The sequence below is a fragment of the Arhodomonas sp. SL1 genome (assembly GCF_052060015.1).
Classification (GTDB): domain Bacteria; phylum Pseudomonadota; class Gammaproteobacteria; order Nitrococcales; family Nitrococcaceae; genus Arhodomonas.
In genome coordinates this window covers 144892-163721 of the sequence record NZ_JBPODZ010000001.1, presented here as the reverse complement: position 1 = coordinate 163721, position 18830 = coordinate 144892, and the positions used below count along the sequence as shown (strand labels likewise).

Sequence of the window (18830 nt, the reverse complement as noted above, 5' to 3'; positions counted from 1 at the left end):
TGCGGGGATACGCTCACGCGCCCTCGGTGTAGACCTCCGTGAACGCCTCGTTCAGCTCTCCGGTGTGGTAGAAGATGCCGCTGCCCAGGTTCTCCTCCGTCCAGGTGATCACCGGCATGTCCGGCTGGCCCAGGTAGCCGAGACCGGCGAAGGTCTCATTGCGGTTGCCGGAAGGATCAAAGAAGTAGCTGGTCGTGCCTCGGGTGATGCCGTGGCGCTGGGGCGTGACGTCGATCTTGACCTTGTTCTTGGCCAGCACGTCCGCGGCCTTCAGCACGTCAGCCCACTCGTCCAGGAAGAACGCGCAGTGGTGGAGACCCATCACCGGACCGCCGACAAACGCGATGTCGTGGGGCGTGGAGGTGCGTGCCAGCCACGTTGCCGCCTGCACATCGGCGTCCGGACCCACCATGACCTGCTCGGTGAGCTTGAATTCCAGCACCTCCTGCATGAACGTCGTGACTTCGGCCACCTTGTTCACGCCCTTCTCCGGGTCCAGCTCGCACATCAACAGGGCGTGATCCAGCCAGTGCACGCCGGCCCCCTGGAGACCGTCCGGCCAGGGATCCGGGTTGGTGGTGCCGACGGCCTTGCCGACGAACTCCTTCGCCGCGTAGAGATACATCAGGTGACCGCTGGGCAGCCAGAAACGGATCGCGCGGCCACAGTACGCCAGCTCGCCTGGGGATACTTCCTCCACATCGATGCCGTAGTCGCGGATGCGCTTACCCAGCACGTCCAGGTCGGCATCGTTCTCCACCTTGTAGGCAATGTGGTTCATGCCGGCCCGGTCGGCCGGGGTGAGCATGACCGAGTACTTGTCCCATTCGTCCCAGCCCTTGAGGTAAGCATTGCCGACTGCGTCGGTGTCGCTTTGCTGCAGCCCCAGGACCTTCCCGTAGTGGTGCAGGGCCGCGTCCATGTCCAGGACGCGGATGTTGATGTGTCCGATGCGCATGACACCCATGGTTCTCTCCTCCACTCGTTTCTCGAGGCGCCCGCGGGCGCCGGTTTGCTTAAACGAATCCGTAATGCCGCTTCACGGCCTTCTGCATCTTGCCGATCACCTTCAGGCTGATATCGCTGCCGGGGTAACAGCGGCAGGCCAGTGCCAAGCCCGCCTGCTCTTCGGCCTCGCTGACGTGAGTCCGGCTCATGGGCAGCGTCTCGATCTCGCCGCTGACCACCTGCACCTTGCACACCCCGCAGCCCCCGCCGTGGCAGCCCGAGGGAATACCCTTGCGGCCCAACTGCGCCATGGCCTTCAGGACGCTGACCGAGCCCGGACAGCTGTAGAGCTCACCCGTGTCCAGGATGGTGATCCGGTAACGTGTCGCACCCATGTGACCGCCCTCCTCTTGCTCACACCGCCTTGAACAGCGGGCTTTTGCGGCTCTCCTGGGCCGCGTCCGCCGCGGTGATGAACTTCTCCATGAAGATGTCGCGCTCGAACAGCCGCCCGCGCATCAGGGTGGTCAGACAGGCGTCGATCATCGGCGGCGGCCCGCAGAGATACGCCTTGTTCCCGGTGAACCGCCCACCGAAGTGCTCGTGCGCCACATCGGTGACGAAGCCCGTCGCGCCGTCCCAGTCATCGTCGGGCTTGGGCTCGGAGAGCGCCGGCACGTAGGTAAAGTTCTCGTGCTTCGCCGCCAGCTCCTCGAAGAACTCGTGGTAGTAGAGCTCGGCGCGGTGGCGCTGGCCATAGAACAGCGTGATCTGCCGGCCATCGCCCTCCTCGAGCAGGTCGAGGATCATGGACTTGGGACTGGACAGACCGGTGCCGCCGGCGAAGAAGATGAAGTCCTCCGGCGCGGACTTGCGCACGAAGAACCGCCCATAGGGCCCGGAGACGTGGAGCTTATCCCCCACCGCGAGCCGCTCGTGGATATAGGTGGTGGCCTCGCCGCCGGGCACCAGGCGGACGTTGAGCTCGATGACCCGTTTCTCCGAGGGCGAATTCGCCAACGAGAACGCCCGGGGCATCTCGATGTCCGGCAGGTGCACGTTGATGTACTTGCCGGCCTGAAACTCCATGTCCCGATCGAGCTCGATGAACACGCCCTTGGCGGTGGGCGAGAGGTCCACGATGTCCACCACCGTGCCCTCGTAGTCCTCCACCGGCTGGACAATGGCGTCCGGGTCCTCCTCGATGTCCGCCTCGATGACCACGTCGGAGAGCGGCTTGGCCACACAGGCCAGGGTGTAACCCTCCTCGCGCTCGAACTCCATGAGCGCGAAGGGCGAGGCATCGTCGTCCTCCACCTCGCCCTCCAGGACCTGCACCTTGCAGGTCCCGCAGAGGCCGTGACAGCAGGCGTGGGGCAGGTACAGCCCCCGCCGCAGGGCGGCATCGAGCAGGGACTGATCGTCGTCCACCTCGAGGTGCTCGCCCACCGGCTCGATGCTCAGCTCATGCGACATGTGCTCCTCCTCCCGCCGGGGGTTCAGCTGGCCACGCCGCCGATGCCGTCGAGGCCCGGCGTGCGGAATCGGATCACCGACTTGTGTCCGATGCCCTGGTCGGCGAGCCCCGCGTCCATGTCCGGGACGAAGGGCTCGCCGTCGACGTTCCACTCGACGGCATCCCAGTCGATGTGCGCCCAGTCCGGATGGGTCGCATACGCCCCCGGCAGGACGTCGCGGACCAGATCCCGAAAGGGCATGTCCGGCGGCAGCGGCAGGCACACCGGCGAGCAGAACATCAGGTGCTGGTCCCAGCCGATATACACGAGCTGGTTCCCGTGGAAATTCTCCTGCCGGTCCGCCGGCGTGGCGCGGTAGTCGTACATCGCTTGCACGGGCATTGCTCTCCCCTCCCCTACTCGTTGACCACGGCCTGGACCTCGCGGTCCGCCTCGGTGTCGGCCATGCCCTTCCAGCGCAGCCAGTTGGCGCGGTCGTTGGACTCCAGGTATTCCTTGTTGTCCTGGCCGTCGACCAGGTGGTAGTACTCCAGGACCTCGGGGATGGACGCGCCGCCGCAGTTGCCCTGGTAGATCTGGTGCACCGGCAGCCAGGCCTGCACGTACTTCTCCGGCTCGTCGTCGAAGATGTCCTTACAGCCATCCGAGCAGAAGTGGTACTGCTCGCCGTTGTACTGGGAGCTGCGGTAGCAGATCTGGGTGGGGTCGTCCGGCTCCGTGAAGAGCATTGGGATCTGGCAGGTCTGGCAGAGCATGGGCAGCGTGGGGTTGTACCAGCGCCCCTTCTCCTTCGTGTGTTGCCGCCAAAACTCGAAGCGCGGCCGGTAGTACTTGTCGAAGGTGTCCGGGTACTTCTCCGAGAGCCACTGCATCTCGGACTCTTCCGGGATCCAGGTATGGAACGCGGCCGCATGGCCAAAATTGTGGAATGTCGCCCACAACTGATGGGAAAGGTGCTCCTTCTCCTTGACCGAGACCTCCCAGTACTTGGGCATGCGGATGCCGTAGCGGGAGAGGTCCTCGAACAGCGCACCGCCGTTCTCCTCGAAGTACATCTCCCAGGCCTCCTTCCAGGACATGACCCGCTTGGGCAGCATGTAGTCCATCATCATGGAAACCAACGAGAGCAGGCGGTAGCCTCGCCAGAACCACTTGTCGATCCACTTCTGGACGATGGGCACGTTGCGCTCGTCCTGCTCGAGCATGAACTTGATCACCTCGAGCCCCAGGGTCATGTGCCGGGACTCGTCGGACTGGGCGGAGAACCCGAAGGTCACCGTGGCCATGTCCCCGTTGTAGGCGGCGCCGGACATGAACGGCATGAACAGCAGGTTGGTGAGCACGTACTCGAAGGAGAACGAGATCGCCGTGACGAACTCGAACGGCCCCGCCGACATGGCGTCGTCGAAGAACGACTTGGGCACCGACAGGTACCAGACCCGCTGGTGCATGTGGTTCCAGTCGTGGAAGCCGTTGAAGTACTTGTTGTACTGGCTGATGGTATGGATCTGGGTCTGGACGTGGCGCAGCTCGTCGATGGACTGCATCTGGCAGGCCACCTGCGGGCCAACGCCGCCGAACTGCCGCCCGGCCATGGCGAAGCCCCGGTGCGCGGCGTACTCCAGCGGCGAGACGCCCTGGATGAACAGCTTCAGCGCATTGACGTAGCGGGCGTCGGTGACATTGAGCTGGCCGTTGTTCTGGGAGAACGCGTCGATGATGGAGTAGAGCTTGCGCTCCTTCTCCGCCTGGTACTTCCAGTACGCGTCCACGGTCAGGCGGAAGGGATCCTCCCACTTGTCCCAGTCGTGGATGTGGATGCCCTCGAACTCGGTCTGAGGGAAGATATCCGACTTCTGCTGATAGCTCGGCTCCCAGGCCAGGTCCCGGGTGAACTTCTGGTACTTCTCGCGCAGGCTCAGTCGCTTGGCTGCCATTGTTTGACTCCTCCTCGTATTCAGTCGCCGCGATGGATGACGAACTCGTCGTCGCTCTCATCGATGTTGCCGGACAGCGAGATCAGGTTGACGTGCAGCTCCTGGGGGTCCCAGTCGCGGCCGATCAGCTCCTCGACGGTCTCGCGGCGGACCGCGATCCGCCCGGGCGCATCGATCTTGACCATGGCCGGGGCGTACTCGACACGGGCCTCGGCATTGTCCTGCTCGATGGCCTCGATGATGGGTCGCGCCTCCTCGTTGTTCTGAAGCGCGATGAAGACGTTGTTGTTCGCCATTGCTCCTCCTACTGCAGTGCTCTTTATCCCGGGGTACAGGCCGCCGGAGCCGGCGGACGCGACACGCCGTGAATACTTCCCTGTAGGCTCGACTGCGGCCATCCATGGCCGCAGACGGTCGCGACCGCCGCCTCCGCCGCCCCGCACCGGGGTTCGATTGCGGTTCACTCGATATCCAGTCCGGCCTTCTTCTTGGCCCGGGTGGCGAGCTCGCCGCGGAGCTCCCCGATCACCTCATCGGCGCGGTCGCCGAAGACCTCAGCGGCCACCGGCTGCAGGGCCTCGCTGGCGCGGTCCCGCCAGTGCCGGGCCCACTGCTCGAGCTGCGCCTTGTTGGCGTCGGACTCGGCGGCCGCGGTCTTGAGCACCGCGTCCACCCAGCGGGTGGTCTCGCCGTACCACTCGTTCATGAACTCGTTGAGCATGGAGATCGTCGAGCCCGCGTCCTTCTGCAGCTCGCCGTCGATGCGCTCGTAGACCAGCGGGAAGGCCAGGCCGTCCAGGGCGAAGTTCTGCGCCACGAACAGCTCGAACCAGTCCCTGACGACCATCAGGTCCTCGGTGAGCCGGCGCAGCGGCTGCCAGGTCTCGCCCTCCAGCCAAGCCTGCTTGCCCCGGTCCAGGGACTCGCAGGTATTGCCATCGAGCATCAGCCCGATGCGGGAGAGGTACTGGGCGATGCCCAGCCGATCCACGGCATTGAAGCTCGCCGCCTGGGTGATGGCGGTGCCATAGCCGTAGGCGCAGATGTACATGTTGTTGAGATTGGCCGCGTACTCCGCGTGGCGCAGCGGCACGAACACCGCCTCGGCGCGCTCCTTGGTCTGCGCACTGACCAAGTCCAGGAGGTTCTTCTTCTCGACGAAGGCGTAGTTACGCTCGGCCACCTCCTGCTGCTTGGAGCGGGCGATCGTCCAGGTGCCGTAGTAGAACTGCCGCGGATCACGGAAGACGTACCAGTCCTCCATGTCGATGGCGGTGCGGCCCGCGTCGTAGATCTCGTGATCGGGATCCCACAGGGGCTTGTAGTGGAAGTTCACCGTGGGCTGGAGGTCGTACATCGCCTCCAGGTAACGTGAGGCGGGCTTGTCCGCCCCCTGGCGCCGGGCCACGTTGGAAAACGTGTGCCGGATGGGTTCGATGGATGCCGTCTTGATCTCGATCGCCATGCTCTCCTCCTATTCACTAACCCTGTTCACTAACCGATTCGCCTGGGGCGCTAGAGTCCGCCCTCGCGCCACTTCTCCCGTTCCGCCTCCCAGCGGGCCGCCTGCTCCGGCGAAACTCGCGCCGCGTTGTTATGGGCGCAGAACTCCTCGAAGGCCCGCTCCGGCAGGATCATCTCGATATAGAGATCCGCGTCACCGAAGGAGAAGTCGAACTCCACGAACCCGTCGGCGCGCCGGTTGGTCACATTCACGTAGCAGTCGTGTGTCTGCCTCTGTCCCATTGCCTTGTCCGCGTTCGCCGCTGATGATGGGTCGACTCGTGGCAGCGGACCCACGGCCCGCTTCCACCCAGTACAATGCAGGGACTGTGCCAATTATCTATGTCATTGATCTGCGGCAATTTGCTGCAGGTGCAGCACAAAATCTCGATAATCCGCAAAATAACGATATAATGAACCCGGCCGCGGTATTTGATGATTTGCTCAACCGCGGCACGGAGGAGAGGCCATGACATCGGGGATCACCTTCGACCGGCTGCCGGAGCTCGCGGCGCAGTTCAACCTCTGCTTCCGCTCCGGGCACATCAATCTGGAAGGCGAGCGCATGGTGCTGCTCCACACCGGCGCCTTGGGGGCGTTGCGCCGGGAGCTGGTCGACACGCTGGGGCTCGACCGCACCCGCGGCGTGCTCACCCGCATGGGCTACGCCTCCGGCCGGCGCGATGCCGAGATGGCCCGCGAGCTGCTGCCCGGGGCCAGCGACGAGGACCTCATGAACCTCGGCCCCCAGCTCCATTCCCTGGAGGGCATCGCCCACGTCACCCCCATCCGCTTCGACATCGATGTGGCCGGTGGGCGCTACTCCGGGGAGTTCCTCTGGGAGGACTCCTTCGAGGCCGCCGTGCACCTGGAGACCTTCGGCCCCTATCACGACGCCGTCTGCTGGATGCAGCTCGGCTATGCCACCGGCTACACCACCGCGGTCATGGGGAAATCGGTGATCTTCCGGGAGGTGGACTGCCGGGGTAAGGGCGACGCCAACTGCCGCATCATCGGCAAGCCGGTGGAGGACTGGGGCGAGGAGATCACCGAGGAGCTGCAGTACTTCGAACCGGAAAACGTCGCCGAGCAGCTGGTGGCCCTGCAGGACCAGGTGGAGCACCTGCACTACTCCATCGATGAGGAGACCACCCTCGGCGACATGGTGGGCGTGTCACCGGCATTCCGTGAAACCGGCGAAATCATCCGCAAGGCCGCCGACAGCGCCGTGACCGTGCTGCTCCTCGGCGAGACCGGGGTCGGCAAGGAGATGTTCGCGCGCAGCCTCCACCAGCTGAGCCCGCGCGCCGATCAGGCGTTCGTGGCGGTGAACTGCGCCGCCATGCCCGAGGAGCTGGTGGAGTCCGAGCTCTTCGGCGTGGAGAAGGGGGCGTTCACCGGCGCCGAGCACTCCCGCCCCGGCCGCTTCGAGCGCGCCGACGGCGGAACCCTGTTCCTCGATGAGGTCGGCGAGCTCTCCCAGCCCGCCCAAGCCAAGCTCCTGCGGGTACTCCAGGAGGGCGAGTTCGAGCGCATCGGCGACACCCGCAGCCGCCAAGTGGACGTGCGGTTGGTCGCCGCCACCAACACGGATCTCGAGCAGGCGGTGCGCGACGGGCGCTTCCGTGCCGATCTCTACTATCGGCTCAACATCTACCCCGTCATCATCCCGCCGCTGCGCGAGCGCCGCGAGGACATCCCCCTGCTCGTCGAGCGCTTCCTCGACAAGTACAACGCCCGCCACGGCAAGCGCATAAACGGGATCACCGAGCGCGCCATGGAGGCGCTCAAGGCCTACGAGTGGCCCGGCAACATCCGCGAGCTCGAGAACATGATCGAGCGCGGGGTAATCATCGCCAACAACCACGCCTGCATCGACGTCAAGGACCTGTTCCCGCGGATGAACATCGCCCCCGCCCCGGAACCCGAACCGCGGCCGGACGAGCGGGCCGGGGGGCCGGCCCCCGGGGACACCGCCACCACGGCGACGGCGCCCGGCCGGGACACCGGCGAGACGGAGGCAGCGGCGGACGTCGATCATCTCGCCGGCCTGCTCCTCGACCGCAAGGCCTCTTTGGACGAGCTCGAGCCTCGCCTCATCGAGCTCGCCGTCCAGCGCGCCGATGGCAACCTCAGCCGCGCCGCCCGCGCACTGGGCATGACCCGCCCCCAGCTCGCCTACCGCATGAAAAAGCACGGCATCCCCGGCTAGAAACAGTCGAGGTAGGGCGGATGGAGGCCGCCAGGCCGTAATCCGCCGTACGCGCAAACATTCGCCGGCAAGGCCGGCTCCTACCGCAGCGGGAGACCCCCCGGTGTAGGAGCGCGCCGCGCGCGCGAACGGCCGCCGGCAAGGCCGGCTCCTACCGCAGCGGGAGACCCCCCGGCGTAGGAGCGCGCCCCGCGCGCGAACGGCCCCGGCGCATTCCACTCCGCTCCATGCGCCCTACATCCCCCGGCACCCGACACCGGACGTAGGGCGGATGGAGGCCGCAAGGCCGTAATCCGCCACGGGCGCGAACGTTCGCCGGCACGGCCGGCTCCTACCGCAGCGGGAGACCCCCCGGCGTAGGAGCGCACCGCGCGCGCGAAGGGCCGCCGGCAAGGCCAGTACCCACACCGCGTAGGCGCACGCCTCGTGCGCGAAGGGCCCCGGCGCATTCCGCTCCGCTGCATGCGCCCTACATCACCCGGCACCCGGCACCCGGCACCCGGCGCCCGACACCGGAGGTAGGGCGGATGGAGGCCGCAAGGCCGCAATCCGCCACGGGCGCGAACATTCGCCGGCACGGCCGGCTCCTACAGCAGCGGGTGGCCCCCGGTGTAGGAGCGCGCCACGCGCGCGAAGGGCCGCCGGCAAGGCCGTAACCCGCCATACGCGGCCATTCGCCGGCAAGGCCGGCTCCTACAACACCCCGTAGGAGCGCGCCTCGCGCGCGAAGCGGCCATTCGCCGGCAAGGCCGGCTCCTACAGGCGCCGTCGGAGACCACCGGGGACGTGACGGTGCCGGAATCGGGCGGCCCTTCCGGGACAGCAAACCTAGACATCCCGCGAATCCGTGCTATTTATACGTATAAATAGACCGATAAGGATGCCATGCACGAGCTCAAACGCAGCCCGTTCCGGCGCAAGCTCTCCGACCACATCGTCGAGGACATCAAGCGCTGGATCGTGGTCCAGGGGCTGAAGCCGGGGGACCGCCTCCCCAAGGAGCGCGAGCTCATCGAGCTCTACGGCTGCGCCAAGGGCACGGTGCGCGAGGCGCTGAAGGCCCTGGAGGTCGAGGGGCTGGTGACGATGCGTACCGGCCCCACGGGCGGCGCCTACGTCGCCGAGCCCGGGGCCAACCAGGCGGCCCGGGCCCTGCGCAATTACCTGCACTTCCAGAAGCTCGACGGGCATCAGATCTATGAGCTGCGCAAGCTCGTCGAGGTGGAGGTGGCCGCCGCCGCGGTGGGCCGGCTCACCGAGGCCCACTTCCGCGAGCTCGAGGCCAGCATCGAGCTCTGCGACCACATCGGCTACGAGCGCGACGGCCAGCGGGAGCTGCGCATCGCCGAGCTGAACTTCCACAACCTCCTCGCCGACGTCTGCCCCAACCCACTGCTTCAGTTCATGGTGCACTTCATCAATGACCTGCTCCGGGACCTGGTGGACCTGAAGAAGACCTATCGCCCCGGCCGCATCCAGTTCGGCGAGGACAACCGCTACTATCACCGCCGCCTGCTCGAGGCCTTCCGCGCCGAGGACGAGTCGGCGGTGCGGCGGCTGATGCACGAGCACATGTGCAATTCCGAACACCACACCACCGCCCTGGAGGCGGAGGTGACCCAATCCTTTCTGCTCGGCTTCGACGAGGAATGAAACCATGACCGTCGAGCCCCAGGCACTCGCACCGCCGACACGGGGAACCCATCCCCCGCGGTGGCGGGGCAACCCCGGGCCACCCGTGGCAAAGCGCCGATATCACAACAAGGCCCGGGACAGCGCCGGCAATGCCGGCACCATCGACCCATCAGGAGGTGAAAGATCATGAGATCGATCCGCAAAATGGCCTCGGCGGCCCTGGCCGCCGCAGCCCTCGCCGTCCCCGTGGCGGGCGCCGTGTTCACGGCCCCGACCGTCGCCGCCGCCGAGGATCAGGAGATCCAGCGCGGCGGCACGCTGAACGTCATCCTCAACCCCGAGCCCGCCATCCTCATCCTGGCGCTCAACCAGCAGACCCCGATCCAGACCGTGGGCGGCAAGATCTACGAGGGTCTGCTCCGCTACGACTTCGACCTCAACCCCATGCCGGGGCTGGCCGAGGACTGGGAGGTCTCCGAGGACGGCCTCACCTACACCTTCCACCTCCACGAGGGCGTGACCTGGCACGATGGCGAGCCCTTCACCTCGGAGGACGTGGTCTTCAGCGTCACCGAGATGCTCCCGGAGGTGCACCCGCGGGCGCGCTCGAACTTCTCCCATGTCGAAGAGGTGAGCGCCCCGGACGACCACACCGTGGTCTTCACCCTCAAGCAGCCGTTCCCGGCGTTCATCCTGGCCTTCGAGGTCTCCAGCGCCCCGATCATGCCGAAGCACATCTACGAAGGCGGTGATTTCCGCAACAACGAGATGAATGACACCCCCATCGGCACGGGGCCGTTCCAGTTCGACGAGTGGGACAAGGGCAGCCACATCCGCCTGGCCCGCAACGACGACTACTACCTCGAAGGCAAGCCGTATCTCGATGAGATCTACTTCCGCATCATCCCCGACGCCGCCTCCCGGGCGCTGGCCCTGGAGACCGGCGACGCGGATGTGAGCCAGTACGGCGACGTGGAACCGTTCGACGTGCAACGCCTGGAGGCGCTGTCCCATCTGCGCCTGGACACCCGGGGCTACGAGTTCGTCGCGCCGCTGAGCTGGATCGAGATCAACCACCGCGAAGAGCCGCTGGGCGACAAGCGCTTCCGCCAGGCGATCATGTACGCCCTGGACCGCGAATTCATCCGCGACAACATCTGGTTCGGACTCGGCCGCGTGGCCACGGGTCCGGTAGCCTCGGTGACCACCCACTATGAGCCCGACGTCAAGGAATACCCCCATGACCCGGCGAAGGCCCGCGAGCTCCTCGACGAGATGGGCCTCACTCCGGACGACGACGGCGTCCGTGCCGAGGTGGAGTTCATGGTCATGCCCTACGGCGAGGTCTGGAGCCGGCTCGCCGAGTACATCAAGCAGGCCATGGAGCAGGTGGGCGTCGAGGTCACGCTGCGCAGCACCGACGCCGGCGGCTGGGCGGATCGTCTCTCCAACTGGAACTACGAGATGACCAACGACTACGTCTACCAGTACGGCCATCCGGCCCTGGGCGTGGCGCGCACCTATATCTCCAGCAACATCCGCAAGGGCGTGCTGTTCACCAACACCATGGGCTACGAGAACGAGCGCGTCGACGAGCTCTTCGAGCAGGCCGCGGTGGAGAACGACACCGACAAGCGCCAGGAGATGTACAGCGAGGTCCAGCGGATCCTGGTGGAGGACGTGCCCATCGTCTGGCTGCTGGAGATGGAGTTCCCGAACCTCATCAATGAGCGGGTACACAACGCCATCACTACCGCCATCGGCACCACCGAGAACTTCGCCGACGTCTGGGTGGAAAACCCGTAACCGCGCACCGGGGCTGACGCATGCGGGGCCATGGCCCCGCGTGCGCCTTCCGGCGCGTCCACGACAGCCACCGGGGATTCTTCGCAATGAACAAAGTGGCGGCCTTCGTCGGGCACCGTCTCTTCAAGGCGGTCTTCATCCTGCTCGCCATCGTCATTATCAACTTCGCCCTGGTCCGTGCCGCACCCGGCGACCCGGCCGTTATCATGGCCGGCGAGGCCGGCGCCGCCGACGAGCAGTACGTGGAGCAACTGCGTGACCGTTTCGGCCTCGACGAGCCCCTGTACAAGCAGCTGTTCACCTACGTCACGCAAGTGGCCCAGGGCGATCTCGGCTACTCCTACCGCCAGGATCAACCGGTGCGGGACCTGGTCCTCGACCGCCTGCCGGCGACGCTGTTGCTCACCGGCATCGCCTACGTGCTGGCCCTGGCGCTGGGGATCTTCCTCGGGACCGTCGCCGCGATGAACGTCGGGCGATGGACGGACACCGCCGTCACCACCCTCGCCCTGCTCGCCTACGCCACGCCGCTGTTCTGGGTGGGTCTGATGATGATCCTGCTGTTCAGCGTGCAGCTCGGCTGGCTGCCCGCCTTTGGCTACGAGAGCGTCGGCGCCGGGCTCACGGGAATGGGCCACGTCCTCGACGTCGCCGCCCACCTGGTGATGCCGGTGGTGACGCTGGCGCTGTTCTATATGGCGGTCTACGCCCGCCTCACCCGCTCCTCCATCCTCGAGGTGCGGGACATGGACTACGTCAAGACCGCCCGCGCCAAGGGCCTCAAGGAGGGGCGGATCGTGATGCTGCATATCCTGCGCAACGCCATCCTCCCGGTGATCACCTTCGCCGGCATCCAGGCGGGCCATCTCATCGGCGGCTCCATCCTGGTGGAGACGGTGTTCGCCTGGCCGGGCATCGGGCGGCTGGCCTTCGACGCGCTGCTGCAGCGCGACTACCAGATCCTGCTCGGGATCTTCGTCGTCACATCGGTCATGGTGCTGATCTTCAACATCATCACCGACCTGATCTACACACTCATCGACCCGCGCATCGAGGTGGCCTGAGATGAGCCGGGACTTCTGGAAGGCCTTCGCCCGCAACCGCGGCGCGATCATCGGCCTGGTGATACTCATCGGGGTGGTGCTGCTGGCGCTGTTCGCCGACCTCATCTACCCCCACAGCCCCTGGGACATGGTCGCACGCCCCTTCGCCCCGCCGCTGACCGGCGACACGCTGATGGGCACCGACACCCTCGGCCGGGACATCGCCGCCGGCGTCGTCCACGGCGCCCGGGTGTCGCTGGTCATCGGCTTGATCTCCACCGCCGTGGCGCTGTTCATCGGCGTGACCCTGGGCGCCATGGCCGGCTACTTCGGCGGGCGCATCGACGACGCCATCATGCGCTTCACGGAGCTATTCCAGACCATCCCCAACTTCGTCCTCGCGGTGATGCTGGTGGCCATCTTCACGCCCTCGATCACCAGCGTCACCGCCGCCATCGCCATCGTCAGCTGGCCGCCGCTGGCGCGGCTCGCCCGTGGCGAGTTCCTGAGCCTGCGCAACCGCGAGTTCGTGCAGGCCGCAGTGACCTCCGGGCAGTCCACACCGACCATCATCCTCCGCGAGATCCTGCCCAACGCCATGTCGCCCATCATCGTCGCCGCCTCTCTGACGGTGGCCACGGCGATCCTGCTGGAGAGCGCGTTGAGCTTCCTCGGCCTGGGGGATCCCAACATGATGAGCTGGGGCTACATGATCGGCGCCTCGCGCACGGTCATGCGCCAGGCCTGGTGGATGAGCTTCTTCCCCGGCGTGGCCATCCTGATCACCGTGCTCGCCATCAACCTGGTGGGCGAGGGCCTGAACGACGCCCTCAACCCGAAACTCGCGCGCAAGGGGAGGGGCTGAGATGGGCGAACGCAAGACGATACTGGACGTCCGCGAGCTCAGCGTCCGCCTGCCCCCGGGCGCGGAGCGAGAGCTCGCCGTCGAGGCCATGAGCTTCACCATCGCCGAGAACGAGCTGCTGTGCATCGTCGGCGAGTCCGGTTCCGGCAAGTCTATGACCGCCCATGCGCTGATGGGCCTGCTGCCCAAGCCCCACGTGCATGTCAGCGCCGGCGAGGCCTGGCTCAACGGCCGCGACGTCTTCGCGCTGTCCGAGGCCGAGCAACGAGCCATGCGCGGTCGCGACGCGGGCATGATCTTCCAGGAGCCCATGACGGCGCTGAATCCGGTGATGCGGGTCGGCGAGCAGATCGAGGAGGCCCTGCGCGCCCACGTGGAGATGGGCAAGCAGCGCCGCCGCGAGCGGGTGATCGAGCTCCTGGAGGCCGTCGGCCTGCCGGAGCCGGACAACCTCCGCCGCAGCTACCCCTTTCGGCTGTCCGGTGGCCAGCGCCAGCGGGTGATGATCGCCATGGCCCTGGCCCTGGAGCCGCGGCTGCTCATCGCCGACGAGCCCACCACCGCCCTGGACGTCACCACCCAGAAGCAGATCCTCGAGCTCATCCAGCGCATGCAGCGCGAGCTCGGCATGGGGGTGATGTTCATCACCCACGACTTCGGGGTGGTCGCCGAGATCGCCGACCGGGTGGCAGTGATGCAGCACGGCCGCTGCGTGGAGCTCGGCACCGCCGACGAGGTGCTCAACCGCCCCCAGCACCCCTACACCCGAGAGCTCATCGCCGCGGTGCCCCACTACATCGAGCACCGCGACGCCTTCGACCGCCAGGGCGAGCCCCTGCTCGACGCCCAAGGCGTGCGCAAGGTCTTCAACCTCGGTGGCGGCTTCCTGCGCAAGGGCCGGCAGCTGGTGGCCGCCGACGACGTCTCGCTGACCATCCACCCGGGCGAGACCGTGGGCATCGTCGGCGAGTCCGGCTCCGGCAAGTCGACACTGGGGCGCTGCCTGCTCGGCCTCCACAAGGCCGACGGCGGGCGCATCCTCTTCGACGGCACCGACCTCGCGCGGCTGAAGGGTCGGGCCTTCCACCCGTTCCGCCGGCGGATCCAGATGGTCTTCCAGGACCCCTACGCCTCGCTCAACCCCCGCTACAAGGTGGGCCACATCGTCGCCCAGGGGCCGTTGGCCTTCGGCATGCCGACACACGAGGCCATGGCCCGGGCCCGCGAGCTCCTCGAGCTGGTGGGCCTGGACGCCTCGGCGGCGGGGCGCTTCCCCCACGAGTTCTCCGGCGGCCAGCGCCAGCGCATCTCCATCGCCCGGGCACTCGCCCTGGAGCCGGAGCTGCTGGTGGCCGACGAGCCGGTCTCCGCCCTGGACGTCTCCGTGCAGACCCAGGTCCTGGATCTGCTCGACGACATCCGCCACCGCCTGGGCCTGGCGATGATGTTCATCACCCACGACCTGCGGGTGGCCGCCCAGGTCAGCGACACCATCGCGGTGATGCAGACCGGGCAGATCGTGGAGACCGGCACCGCCCGCGAGGTGTTCTCCAACCCGCAGCACCCCTACACCCGGCAACTGCTGGACGCCATACCGGGGCAGTCCTGGGAGATCCCCGAGGACCTGCGCCACCTGCGCGCCCAGCGGGCCCGCCGACCCCGGGAGGCGAAGCAATGACCACCCCCTGCCCCATCAACGGCGAGCGCCTCTGGCGCACCCTCATGGAGATGGCCGAGATCGGCGCCACCGAGCGCGGCGGTAGCTGTCGCCTCGCCCTCACCGACGCCGACCGCGCCGGCCGCGAATGTTTTATGGCCTGGGCGGCCGAGGCCGGCTATTCGATGCGCACCGATGCCATCGGCAACCTCTGGGTCCGCCGGCCGGGCAGCGACGACGGCCTGGACCCGGTGGTCATGGGCAGCCATCTCGACACCCAACCCACCGGCGGGCGCTTTGACGGCGTCCTCGGCGTGCTCGCCGGCCTGGAGGTGCTGCGCTCGCTGGACGACCACGGCATCACCACCCGCCACCCGGTGGAGGTGGCGGTATGGATGAACGAGGAGGGCTCGCGCTTCTCCCCGCCCATGATGGGCTCCGGCGTGTGGTCCGGCGCCTTCTCCGCCGAGGAGATCCTCAACAAGATCGGCCAGGACGGCGCCCGCCTCGGCGACGAGCTCGCCCGCCTGGGCTGGGACGGGGATATCCCCGCGGATCACCGCGCCAACCCCAAGGCCGCCTGCTTTGAGCTGCACATCGAGCAGGGCCCGGTGCTCGAGGACGCCGGACTGCCCATCGGCGTGGTCACCGGCGCCCAGGGCCAGCACTGGTACGAGCTCACCCTCACCGGCCAGGAGGCCCACGCCGGCCCCACCCCCATGCGCCTGCGCCGGGACGCGCTGGTGGGTTCCGCCCGGGTGGTGGAGGCCGTGAATGCCCTCGCCGCCGACCATGGCGAGAACGCCTGCACCACCGTGGGCATCCTCGACGTCTACCCCCACTCGCGCAACGTCATCCCGGGTCGGGCGTTTTTGACCATCGACCTGCGCCACCCGGACGACGACACCCTGGCAGCCATGGACGCCGACCTCCGCGAGCGGGTGGAGACCATCGCCGCGGCCGCGGGCCTGGAGGCGGAGCTGAAGGACTTCTGGCACTTCCCGGCCACGCCGTTCGCCCCGGAGCTCGTCGTGCGGGTGCGTGCCGGGGCGGAGCGCCTCGGCTACCGGCAGATGGACATCGTCTCCGGCGCCGGCCACGACGCGGTCTACACCGCCAAGGTCTGCCCCACGGCGATGATCTTCGTGCCCTGCGAGGGCGGCATCAGCCACAACGAGGCGGAGAACATCGAACCCGAGGACGCGACCCGCGGCGCCGCCGTCCTCTACGAGGCCGTAAAGGAAACCGCCGTGTAGGGCGGGTGGAGCGAAGCGGAACCCGCCGATCCGGCCCGGCGGATTACGGCCTCCGGCCTCCATCCGCCCTACCGCGATGCAGGCGACCTTCGCGCGCAAGGCGCGCTCCTACACGGCACAGCAGTCGTAGGTCGGCACACGCCGAAGGCGGATGCCGACACAGGGGCCCACAACATCGGGGCGCAACCGGAAAGTCGGCTTCGGCCTGACGGCCGGAGCCGACCTACGCAAGGTGCATCGTCCCTCTGGGGCGACAGCCACCGGAGGCAAATGCCGATCCGGCAAACACGGCTCACGACAAACACCGGAGGAGACCACCAATGACCGACATCCCCATCCGCGACGCCACCGCCGACGACCATAAACAACTCTCGGCGCTGTTCGACGACTACCGCGTCTTCTACCGCCGGGAAAGCGACCCGGAGGCCGCGGCGCGCTACATGGGCGAGCGCCTGGCCAACGGCGACTCGCGGATCTTCGTCGCCGACGACGACGGCACCCTGGTCGCCTTCGCCCAACTCTACCCCACCTTCTCATCGGTGGACTTGGGCACCATGTGGCTGTTCAATGACCTCTACGTGGACCCGTCGGTGCGACGCCAGGGCGTGGGCATACGGATGATGGAGCGCGTCGAGCAGCTCGGCCGGGAAACCGGTGCCGCCAAGCTGTTCCTGCGCACCGAGCGCATCAACACCGCCGGCCAGCGCCTCTACGAGACCGCCGGCTGGCAACTGGACGAACGGTTTTTGACGTACCAAAAGTACTTGTAGAAGCGCCCCCTGCGCGCGAACGGACAACATCAAACAGGGCAAAGAGCGGAACCGATGACACACACCACCCCACCCCGCACCGGCGGGCAGATCCTCGTCGATACCCTGCGGTTGCACGGCGCGGAGCGCATCTTCTGCGTACCCGGCGAGAGCTACCTCGCCGTCCTCGACGCCCTGCTCGACGCCCCGGACATCGCCGTCACCGTCTGCCGCCAGGAGAGTGGCGCGGCGATGATGGCAGACGCCTACGCCCGCTGCACGGGACGGCCCGGCGTGTGCTTCGTCACCCGCGGCCCCGGCGCGACCAATGCCTCGGCGGGCCTGCACATCGCCCAACAGGACTCCACCCCGGTGATCCTGTTCATCGGCCAGATCCGCCGGGACACCCAGGAACGCGAGGCCTTCCAGGAGATCGACTACCGGCGCATGCTCGGCCCGCTGACCAAGTGGACGGCCCAGATCGACGATACCGCGCGGATCCCCGAGATGGTGAGCCGCGCGTACCACAACGCCACCGCGGGCCGCCCCGGCCCCGTGGCCCTGGCCCTGCCCGAGGACATGCTCACCGAGACGGCCGAGGCCCCGGACGCCGGCCCCTCGCGCCCGGTGACCACCGGGGTCGACCCGACAGCGCTGGCAGAGCTCCGCGAGCGCCTCGCCGCCGCCGAACGCCCCTTCGTCCTCGCCGGCGGCGGCGGCTGGGACGAGGGCGCCAGTGCCGCCCTGCACCGCTTCGCCGAGAGCTGGGACCTACCCGTAGGCGTCTCCTTCCGCTGCCAGGGCTACTTCGACTGCCTGCACCCCAACTACGCCGGGGACGTGGGCCTCGGCGCCAACCCGGAGCTGGTTCGCCACATACAGGCCTCCGACCTGCTCATCGCCCTCGGCCCCAAGCTCGGCGAGGCCACCAGCCAGGGCTATAGCCTCCTCGACATCCCCCGGCCCCGGCAGACCTTCATCCACATCCATGCCGACGCCGAGGAGCTCGGCCGCGTCTACCAGAGCGACCTGCCCATCAACGCGGACATGCGCGCCGCCCCCCGCGCCCTGGCGACGTTGACGCCGCCGGATTCCGTGCCCTGGTCGGCCTGGACCCGCGAGGTCAATGCCAGCTACCACCGCTGGACCGACGACCCCCCGGCCAACCCCGGCACCCTGCAGATGGGCGAGATCATCACCTGGCTCAACGAGCACCTGCCGGAGGAGGCCATCATCGCCAACGGCGCCGGCAACTACTGCATCTGGTCCAACCGCTTCTACCGCTACCGGCGCTTCCGCAGCATGCTCGCCCCCACCTCCGGCTCCATGGGCTACGGCGCACCCGCCGCCATCGCCGCCGCCCTCGCCTGCCCCAACCGGCCCGTGGTGGGCTTCTCCGGCGATGGGTGTTTCCTGATGACCGGCCAGGAACTGGCCACCGCAGTCCAGTACCGGGTCCCGGTGGTGTTGCTGGTGGTCAACAACGGCAGCTACGGCACCATCCGCATGCACCAGGAGCGGGAGTACCCGGGCCGGGTGAGCGCCACCGACCTCCACAACCCGGACTTCGCCGCCCTGGCCCGCTCCCACGGCGCCCACGGCGAGCGCGTCGAGCACACGGAGGAATTCCCCGAGGCATTCCGCCGGGCCCAAGGGGTCGGAGGCCCGGCGCTCATCGAGCTGATGCTCGACAAGGCGACCATCGCCCCCGGGCGCAGCCTCGGCGGCGGCTGACCACCAG

At 67.5% G+C, this 18830-nt stretch carries 17 protein-coding genes; 9 read left to right on the top strand and 8 right to left on the bottom strand.

The genetic code is table 11. The features are described 5' to 3' along the window. Positions 1–13: 13 nt before the first annotated feature. The 8 genes from ACQ754_RS00725 to ACQ754_RS00690 form a co-directional block, all read right to left on the bottom strand. Positions 14–967 carry a catechol 2,3-dioxygenase gene (locus ACQ754_RS00725; RefSeq protein ID WP_440995065.1) on the bottom strand — a complete coding sequence of 318 codons (954 nt, stop codon included), beginning with the start codon at positions 965–967 and terminating at the stop codon, positions 14–16. A gap of 49 nt (positions 968–1016) precedes the next feature. Continuing rightward, the gene (locus ACQ754_RS00720) at positions 1017–1343 is read right to left on the bottom strand and encodes a 2Fe-2S iron-sulfur cluster-binding protein (protein ID WP_440995064.1); all 327 of its coding nucleotides are present in this window, start codon (positions 1341–1343) and stop codon (positions 1017–1019) included. 19 nt (positions 1344–1362) lie between these two features. Further along, positions 1363–2424 (bottom strand): NADH:ubiquinone reductase (Na(+)-transporting) subunit F, encoded by a 1062-nt coding sequence (locus tag ACQ754_RS00715; RefSeq protein ID WP_440995063.1) that lies wholly within the window; start codon positions 2422–2424, stop codon positions 1363–1365. 23 nt (positions 2425–2447) lie between these two features. Then, on the bottom strand, positions 2448–2807 hold the full coding sequence (locus ACQ754_RS00710) for a phenol hydroxylase subunit P4 (RefSeq protein WP_440995062.1): 360 nt from the start codon (positions 2805–2807) through the stop codon (positions 2448–2450). A gap of 14 nt (positions 2808–2821) precedes the next feature. Then, on the bottom strand, positions 2822–4363 hold the full coding sequence (locus ACQ754_RS00705) for an aromatic/alkene/methane monooxygenase hydroxylase/oxygenase subunit alpha (RefSeq protein WP_440995061.1): 1542 nt from the start codon (positions 4361–4363) through the stop codon (positions 2822–2824). 20 nt (positions 4364–4383) lie between these two features. Beyond that, on the bottom strand, positions 4384–4659 hold the full coding sequence (locus tag ACQ754_RS00700; protein ID WP_440995060.1) for an MmoB/DmpM family protein: 276 nt from the start codon (positions 4657–4659) through the stop codon (positions 4384–4386). Between the two features lie 164 nt (positions 4660–4823). Beyond that, the gene (locus tag ACQ754_RS00695; protein ID WP_440995059.1) at positions 4824–5828 is read right to left on the bottom strand and encodes an aromatic/alkene monooxygenase hydroxylase subunit beta; all 1005 of its coding nucleotides are present in this window, start codon (positions 5826–5828) and stop codon (positions 4824–4826) included. Positions 5829–5878: 50 nt separating this feature from the next. Beyond that, positions 5879–6109 carry a phenol hydroxylase subunit gene (locus ACQ754_RS00690; RefSeq protein WP_440995058.1) on the bottom strand — a complete coding sequence of 77 codons (231 nt, stop codon included), beginning with the start codon at positions 6107–6109 and terminating at the stop codon, positions 5879–5881. A gap of 226 nt (positions 6110–6335) precedes the next feature. Here ACQ754_RS00690 and ACQ754_RS00685 point away from each other — a divergent pair, with 226 nt between their 5' ends. The 9 genes from ACQ754_RS00685 (at position 6336) to ACQ754_RS00645 (ending at position 18823) form a co-directional block, all read left to right on the top strand. Next, positions 6336–8078: a sigma 54-interacting transcriptional regulator gene (locus ACQ754_RS00685; RefSeq protein ID WP_440995057.1), complete on the top strand. Its 1743-nt coding sequence runs from the start codon at positions 6336–6338 to the stop codon at positions 8076–8078. A gap of 885 nt (positions 8079–8963) precedes the next feature. Beyond that, positions 8964–9731 carry a FadR/GntR family transcriptional regulator gene (locus ACQ754_RS00680; RefSeq protein WP_440995056.1) on the top strand — a complete coding sequence of 256 codons (768 nt, stop codon included), beginning with the start codon at positions 8964–8966 and terminating at the stop codon, positions 9729–9731. Positions 9732–9899: 168 nt separating this feature from the next. Beyond that, positions 9900–11519, top strand: a complete 1620-nt coding sequence (locus tag ACQ754_RS00675; protein ID WP_440995055.1) for an ABC transporter substrate-binding protein — start codon at positions 9900–9902, stop codon at positions 11517–11519. An 86-nt stretch (positions 11520–11605) separates the two neighbouring features. Then, positions 11606–12583 (top strand): ABC transporter permease, encoded by a 978-nt coding sequence (locus ACQ754_RS00670; protein ID WP_440995054.1) that lies wholly within the window; start codon positions 11606–11608, stop codon positions 12581–12583. 1 nt (position 12584) lies between these two features. Next, positions 12585–13427: an ABC transporter permease gene (locus tag ACQ754_RS00665; protein ID WP_440995053.1), complete on the top strand. Its 843-nt coding sequence runs from the start codon at positions 12585–12587 to the stop codon at positions 13425–13427. Between the two features lies 1 nt (position 13428). Next, entirely contained in the window at positions 13429–15105 is a 1677-nt protein-coding gene (locus ACQ754_RS00660) for an ABC transporter ATP-binding protein (protein ID WP_440995052.1), read from the top strand. Beyond that, positions 15102–16340, top strand: coding sequence for a Zn-dependent hydrolase (locus tag ACQ754_RS00655; RefSeq protein ID WP_440995051.1), 1239 nt, complete (start codon positions 15102–15104; stop codon positions 16338–16340). The genes ACQ754_RS00660 and ACQ754_RS00655 overlap by 4 nt, the downstream gene beginning before the upstream one ends. 320 nt (positions 16341–16660) lie before the next feature. Beyond that, positions 16661–17110, top strand: coding sequence for an N-acetyltransferase family protein (locus ACQ754_RS00650; protein ID WP_440995050.1), 450 nt, complete (start codon positions 16661–16663; stop codon positions 17108–17110). Between the two features lie 54 nt (positions 17111–17164). Further along, entirely contained in the window at positions 17165–18823 is a 1659-nt protein-coding gene (locus ACQ754_RS00645; protein ID WP_440995049.1) for a thiamine pyrophosphate-binding protein, read from the top strand. Positions 18824–18830 lie beyond the last annotated feature (7 nt).